This window comes from Pseudomonas sp. P4_C3 (assembly GCF_056402075.1).
Genome location: NZ_JBFUIC010000234.1, coordinates 1 through 7,009, shown reverse-complemented (window position 1 = coordinate 7,009; position 7,009 = coordinate 1). Strand labels below are relative to the sequence as shown.

The 7,009-nt window shown below is 59.9% G+C and carries 6 protein-coding genes; all 6 read right to left on the bottom strand.

What is annotated here, in order from left to right:
• On the bottom strand, nt 1-1,177 hold a 1,177-nt coding region (rpsA, locus tag AC1DVH_RS24090; protein WP_477755925.1), incomplete at its 3' end, for a 30S ribosomal protein S1.
• A gap of 120 nt (nt 1,178-1,297) precedes the next feature.
• A complete protein-coding gene (gene cmk, locus AC1DVH_RS24085; RefSeq protein ID WP_008049002.1) occupies nt 1,298-1,987 on the bottom strand; it encodes a (d)CMP kinase in 690 nt (229 codons plus the stop codon).
• Nucleotides 1,984-4,191, bottom strand: coding sequence for a bifunctional prephenate dehydrogenase/3-phosphoshikimate 1-carboxyvinyltransferase (locus tag AC1DVH_RS24080; protein ID WP_477755926.1), 2,208 nt, complete (start codon nt 4,189-4,191; stop codon nt 1,984-1,986). Before AC1DVH_RS24080 ends, cmk begins: the two co-directional genes overlap by 4 nt.
• Nucleotides 4,192-4,219: 28 nt before the next feature.
• Nucleotides 4,220-5,332, bottom strand: a complete 1,113-nt coding sequence (hisC, locus tag AC1DVH_RS24075) for a histidinol-phosphate transaminase (protein WP_477755924.1) — start codon at nt 5,330-5,332, stop codon at nt 4,220-4,222.
• A 13-nt stretch (nt 5,333-5,345) separates the two neighbouring features.
• Nucleotides 5,346-6,440, bottom strand: a complete 1,095-nt coding sequence (gene pheA / locus AC1DVH_RS24070; protein ID WP_477755923.1) for a prephenate dehydratase — start codon at nt 6,438-6,440, stop codon at nt 5,346-5,348.
• Nucleotides 6,440-7,009 (bottom strand): 3-phosphoserine/phosphohydroxythreonine transaminase (gene serC, locus AC1DVH_RS24065; RefSeq protein ID WP_477755922.1); only part of this gene is annotated, 570 nt, incomplete at its 5' end. The genes serC and pheA, both read right to left, overlap by 1 nt.

Genomic DNA, 7,009 nt, shown 5'->3' with positions numbered 1-7,009 from the left:
CCAGACCGTCGATGCCGCCGTCCAGACCAATGAAGATACCGAAATCGGTGATCGACTTGATGGTGCCGGAGATTTTATCGCCCTTGTTGAACTGGCCAGAGAAATCTTCCCATGGGTTGGATTTGCACTGCTTGATGCCCAGGGAGATACGACGACGCTCTTCGTCGATGTCCAGAACCATGACTTCCACTTCGTCGCCGACTTGTACGACTTTCGAAGGGTGGATGTTCTTGTTGGTCCARTCCATTTCGGAAACGTGTACCAGACCTTCAACGCCTTCTTCCAGCTCAGCGAAGCAGCCGTAGTCGGTCAGGTTGGTTACACGCGCGGTAACGCGAGTGCTTTCTGGGTAACGGGCTTTGATAGCAACCCATGGATCTTCGCCCAGTTGCTTCAGGCCCAGGGAAACACGATTGCGCTCGCGATCATACTTCAGAACCTTGACATCGATCTCGTCGCCAACGTTGACGATTTCGGAAGGATGCTTGATACGCTTCCAGGCCATGTCGGTAATGTGCAGCAGGCCATCGACGCCACCCAGATCGACGAATGCGCCGTAATCGGTGAGGTTCTTGACGATACCTTTGACTTGTTGGCCTTCCTGCAGGGATTCCAGCAGAGCTTCGCGCTCGGCGGAGTTCTCGGCTTCCAGGACGCTGCGACGGGAAACGACAACGTTGTTGCGCTTCTGGTCCAGCTTGATGACCTTGAATTCCAGCTCTTTGCCTTCCAGGTGCGTGGTGTCGCGCACTGGACGGACGTCAACCAGAGAACCTGGCAGGAACGCACGGATGCCGTTAACGTCGACAGTGAARCCGCCTTTAACCTTACCGTTGATAACGCCCTTGACCACTTCTTCGGCTGCGAAGGCTGCTTCCAGAACRATCCAGCATTCAGCGCGCTTGGCTTTTTCACGGGASAGCTTGGTTTCACCAAAGCCGTCTTCAACCGARTCCAGAGCAACGTGAACTTCRTCACCRACGTTGATGTTCAGTTCGCCAGCGTCGTTGTAGAACTGCTCAAGCGGGATGAGTGCTTCAGACTTCAGGCCAGCGTGAACGGTTACCCAGCGAGCCTGGTAATCGATATCAACGATAACACCGGTGATGATGGAGCCTGCCTGAAGGTTCAGGGTTTTTAGGCTTTCTTCAAAGAGTTCCGCAAAGCTTTCGCTCATTTTAATTCCTGTTGATGAGGGCGAAGAATACGCCCATCTCCACACCCCAGACGGTGTGGGTTAGTTTCATTTAAAAGAAGCCACCGCAGGACTATGACTGGTCCCCTGCGGCCCTCTTGGTCACCCGGCGATATCGCGAATGGCGATCTCGCTCATGATGCGTTCCAGCACCTGATCGATGGATAATTCCGTGGAATCCAGCTGTATGGCGTCAGCCGCCGGTTTGAGCGGGGCTACCGCTCGCTGGGTGTCACGCTCATCGCGCGCACGTATCTCATCTAGCAGACTCGACAGACTAACACCCTCGACTTTGCCCTTCAACTGCAAATATCGACGGCGTGCCCGCTCCTCGGCACTGGCGGTCAGAAAAATCTTCAATGGCGCGTCAGGAAAAACCACGGTGCCCATGTCGCGACCATCCGCCACAAGGCCCGGCGCCTCCTGAAAGGCTCGCTGGCGCTGCAGCAGCGCCTCGCGTACAGCGGGCAGCGCAGCCACCTGGGAAGCGCCGGAACCGACGCTTTCGGTGCGAATGACATCGCTGACTTCATCACCTTCCAGAATGATGCGTTGCAACTGACCATCCGTCGCCGCGATGAACTGCACATCCAGATGAGCGGCGAGTTTCTTCAGCAGCTCTTCATTGGTCAGGTCGACACCATGGTTATGCGCGGCGAAGGCCAGCAATCGGTACAACGCACCGGAGTCCAGCAGGTTCCAGCCCAGGCGCTTGGCCAGAATCCCGGCGACCGTGCCCTTGCCCGAACCGCTTGGCCCATCGATGGTGATGACCGGTGCAATGCTGATCACGACTGTGCCTCTTGTGCCACGCGAATACCGACCTGTGCGCACAGCGCCAGGAAATTCGGGAAGGACGTCGCGACGTTGGCGCAATCATGAATGCGGATCGGGGCACTGGCGCGCAGCGAAGCAACGCTGAACGCCATGGCGATACGATGATCACCATGACCGTGCACCTCACCGCCGCCGATCTGGCCGCCGTCGATGATGATGCCATCCGGGGTCGGCTCGCACTTGACGCCCAACGCCAGCAAGCCATCGGCCATGACCTGGATACGATCCGACTCCTTGACCCGCAGCTCTTCGGCGCCACGCAACACGGTGCGCCCTTCGGCACAGGCGGCGGCGACGAACAGCACCGGGAACTCGTCGATCGCCAGCGGAACCAGCGCCTCGGGAATCTCGATACCCTTGAGTTTAGCTGCACGTACGCGCAAGTCAGCTACCGGTTCGCCACCCACTTCACGCTGGTTTTCCAGGGTGATGTCGGCACCCATCAGGCGCAGGATGTCGATCACACCGGTACGGGTCGGGTTGATGCCAACGTGTTCCAGCACCAGCTCCGAACCTTCGGCGATCGAAGCCGCCACCAGGAAGAACGCCGAGGACGAAATATCACCTGGGACTTCAATATGGGTCGCGGTCAGCTTGTTGCCGGACTCGACCGATGCGGTCGCACCGTTGACCGTTACCGGGTAGCCGAAGCCACGCAGCATGCGCTCGGTATGGTCGCGGGTCGGAGCAGGCTCGGTAACCGTGGTCTTGCCTTCGGCATACAGACCGGCCAGCAGCAGGCAGGACTTAACCTGGGCACTGGCCATCGGCATGGTGTAGGTCAGACCCTTGAGCTTGTGGCCACCACGGATGGTCATCGGTGGACGACCTTCCGCGGYGGTTTCGATCACGGCGCCCATTTCACGCAGCGGATTGGCCACGCGATTCATCGGGCGCTTGGACAGCGAAGCGTCGCCGGTCAGGGTGCTGTCGAAGTTCTGCGCGGCCAGCAGGCCGGACAGCAAACGCATCGAAGTACCGGAGTTGCCCAGATAGATCGGGCCCGGTGCCGGCTTCAGGCCATGCAGGCCAACACCGTGAATGGTCACGCGACCGTGGTGCGGACCTTCGATCACGACGCCCATGTCACGGAATGCCTGCAAGGTCGCCAGGGCATCTTCGCCCTCGAGGAAACCTTCGACTTCGGTGACACCTTCAGCCAGGGAACCGAGCATGATCGAACGGTGGGAAATCGACTTGTCACCTGGTACGCGAATCCGACCGGACAGGCGGCCACCAGGTTGAGCCAGGAAAATCAGATCATTGGAATTCATAGCGTCCACATAGGCCCTGCGGGCCAGGATTTTACTGAAATGCTCGCGGGCAACCCGGGCGCGAGTGAATACGCCCAACAATTGGTGCCCATCCCCTGCATCGACCGCGTCGCGCAAGGCGTCGAGGTCACTGCGAAATGTATCGAGTGTGCGCAGGACAGCTTCGCGGTTGGCGAGGAAGATGTCGTGCCACATGACCGGGTCGCTTCCGGCGATTCTTGTGAAATCGCGGAAACCGCCCGCAGCGTAACGGAAGATCTCAAGATTTTCATTGCGCTTGGCCAACGAATCGACCAAGCCGAACGCCAGCAAGTGCGGCAGATGACTGGTCGCCGCCAAGACTTCGTCATGACGTTCGACCTGCATGTGCTCGACATCGGCGCCCAATTCGCGCCACAAACGGTCGACTACCGCCAGGGCTGCCGGATCGGTTTGCTCCAGCGGCGTAAGGATCACTTTATGACGACGAAACAGCTCGGCGTTGGAGGCTTCCACGCCGCTCTGCTCGGAACCGGCAATCGGATGGCCCGGCACGAACCGCACCGGCATGCCGCCGAACGCCTCGGTTGCCGCACGCACCACATTGCCTTTGGCGCTGCCGACATCGGTCAGGATCGCTTGCCCCAGATCCATGCTCGCCAAACGCGCGAGCACTTTTTCCATGGCCAGGATCGGCACCGCCAGTTGAATGACGTCGGCCCCCTGACAAGCAATGCCCAGGTCTTCCTCACAGCGATCCACCACACCCAATTCGACCGCGAGTTTGCGCGATTGCGGATCGAGATCGACCCCGACCACTTCCCGGCATATGCCGCTCTCACGCAAACCCTTGGCAAACGAACCGCCGATCAACCCAAGACCGACCACCACCAGGCGACCGATCATAGGTTCAGCAGATTGCAGCGCAGTGACATCAACCACGAGCCAGAACCTTGGTCAGCGCTTCAAGGAAGCGGCTGTTCTCTGCCGGCAGACCAATGGTGACGCGCAGGTGATTCGGCATGCCGTAGTTCGCTACCGGACGCACGATCACGCCTTCACGAAGCAAGCCCTGGAACACCGGCGCTGCAACCTGACCCAGGTCCACGCAAATGAAGTTGCCCCTTGACGGAATCCAGCTCAACCCCAATTCACGGAAACCCGCCTCCAGTTGCAGCATGCCAGCCTCATTCAGTTGACGGCTTTGCGCGAGATACTCTTCATCCTTCAACGCTGCACAGGCCGCAGCCAGAGCCAGGCTGTTGACGTTGAACGGCTGGCGTACACGGTTCAGCACGTCCGCGACCACCGCCGTGGACAAGCCATAACCCACGCGCAGTGCGGCCAGGCCATAGGCCTTGGAGAAGGTGCGGGAAACCAGCAGGTTCGGATAAGCCGCCAGGAAGTCCAGGCCGTCCGGCATATCGCTGCCTTCGGCGTACTCGATGTAGGCCTCGTCCAGCACCACCAGCACATGCTCCGGAACATCCTGCAGGAATTCGTCCAGCGCCTCGGCGTCGAACCAGGTCCCGGTCGGATTGTTCGGGTTGGCGATAAAGACCACACGGGTATTGGCATCGATCGCCGCCAGCATGGCGGGCAGGTCATGCCCCCAGTCCTTGGCCGGAACCACCTTGGCCTGCGCACCGACCGCCTGAGTGGCAATCGGGTAGACAGCGAACGCATGCTCGCTGAATACGGCATTCAGGCCCGGCGCCAGATAGGCGCGCGCCACCAGCTCAAGAATGTCGTTGGAGCCATTACCCAGCGTCACTTGATTCAGCTCGACACGGCACTGCTCGGCCAGCAGGGTCTTGAGCGCAAAACCGTTGCCGTCCGGATAGCGGGTCAGCTCGACCAGCGCATCGCGGATGGCCGCCAGCGCCTTGGGGCCGGCGCCCAGCGGGTTTTCGTTGCTCGCCAGTTTGACGATGCTGGCTGGATCGAGATCCAGCTCACGCGCCAGTTCGTCCACGGGTTTTCCCGGAACGTAAGGCGAAAGTTGTTGCACGCCCGGCTGCGCCAGAGCGAGGAAATTGCCACTCATTTGCTACCGCCCCTTACAGAACTGCTTTCGGGTAGGAACCCAGCACTTTAAGTGCCACTGCTTCCTGACTGATCTTTTCCAGCACACTTTTGACCAGTGGGTCGCGGTGGTGGCCAACGAAGTCGATGAAGAACACGTAGGTCCACTTGCCGCTGCGCGACGGACGAGTCTCGATTCGCGTCAGGTCGATGCCATTGTCGTGGAACGGCACCAGCAACTCGTGCAGCGCACCCGGCTTGTTGCTCATCGAAACGATGATCGAGGTCTTGTCGTCGCCAGTCGGCGGCACTTCCTGATTACCGATCATCAGGAAGCGCGTGGAGTTATCCRGACGGTCCTCGATTTTTTCGGCCAGACGGGTCAAGCCATACAGGCCGGCCGCCATGTCGCCGGCAATCGCCGCCGAGTTCCACTCGCCCTTGACCCGCTTGGCCGCTTCGGCGTTGCTGGACACCGCCACGCGCTCGACATTCGGGTAATGGGCGTCCAGCCACTTGCGGCACTGGGCCAGGGACTGGGCGTGGGAGTAGATACGGCTGATGCTGTCGGTCTTGGTGTTTTCACCGACCAACAGGTGATGGTGGATACGCAGTTCGACTTCGCCGCAGATCACCATGTCGTGCTCAAGGAAGCTGTCGAGGGTGTGATTGACCGCGCCTTCGGTGGAGTTTTCCACCGGCACCACGCCAAAATTCACCGCACCGGCCGCCACCTCACGGAACACTTCGTCGATCGCCGCCATCGGCTTGCTGATCACGGCGTGACCGAAGTGCTTCATGGCCGCCGCCTGGGTGAAGGTACCTTCAGGGCCGAGATAAGCCACTTTCAGCGGCTGTTCGAGCGCCAGGCACGAAGACATGATTTCGCGGAACAACCGCGCCATCTCTTCGTTGCCCRGCGGCCCCTGGTTACGCTGCATGACACGCTTGAGCACCTGAGCTTCGCGCTCAGGACGATAGAACACCGGCACTTCGCCTTCGGCCAGCGAGGCCATCTTTACTCGCGCGACTTCCTGGGCGCAGCGCGCACGCTCACTGATCAGCTCCAGGACCTTTTCGTCCAGGGCATCAATGCGCAGGCGCAGTGCCTTGAGTTCTTGCTCAGACATTAGCCGTGTTCCTTCTCGAACTCTGCCATGTACGAAATCAGCGCATTGACGGCGTTGATGTCGACGGCGTTATAGATGGAGGCGCGCATACCACCCACGGAACGGTGCCCCTTGAGGTTCAACAGGCCACGCTCATCGGCACCAGCCAGGAACGGCTTGTCCAGACGATCATCCGCCAGGCGGAACGGCACGTTCATCCACGAGCGGTCCGACTTGTTGATCGGGTTGCTGTATAGGCCGCTGGCATCGATGAAGCCGTACAGCGTGCGCTGCTTGACTTCGTTGAGCTTGCCGATGGCCTCGACGCCGCCCTGCTCTTTCAGCCACTCGAACACCAGGCCGGACAAGTACCAGGCCAGGGTCGGCGGGGTGTTGTACATCGAACCGTTATCGGCCGCGACCTTGTAGTCGAGCATGGTCGGGCACAGGGAACGAGCCTTGCCCAGCAGGTCTTCGCGAACGATGTTGACGACGATACCGCTCGGACCGATGTTTTTCTGGGCGCCGGCGTAAATCATGCCAAAACGCGAAACATCCACCGGGCGCGACAGGATGTCCGAGGACATGTC

Coding starts and splice junctions, on each gene's coding strand:
- hisC (WP_477755924.1), bottom strand. CDS start 5,332: ATGAGTGGCAATTTCCTCGCTCTGGCGCAGCCGGGCGTGCAACAACTT.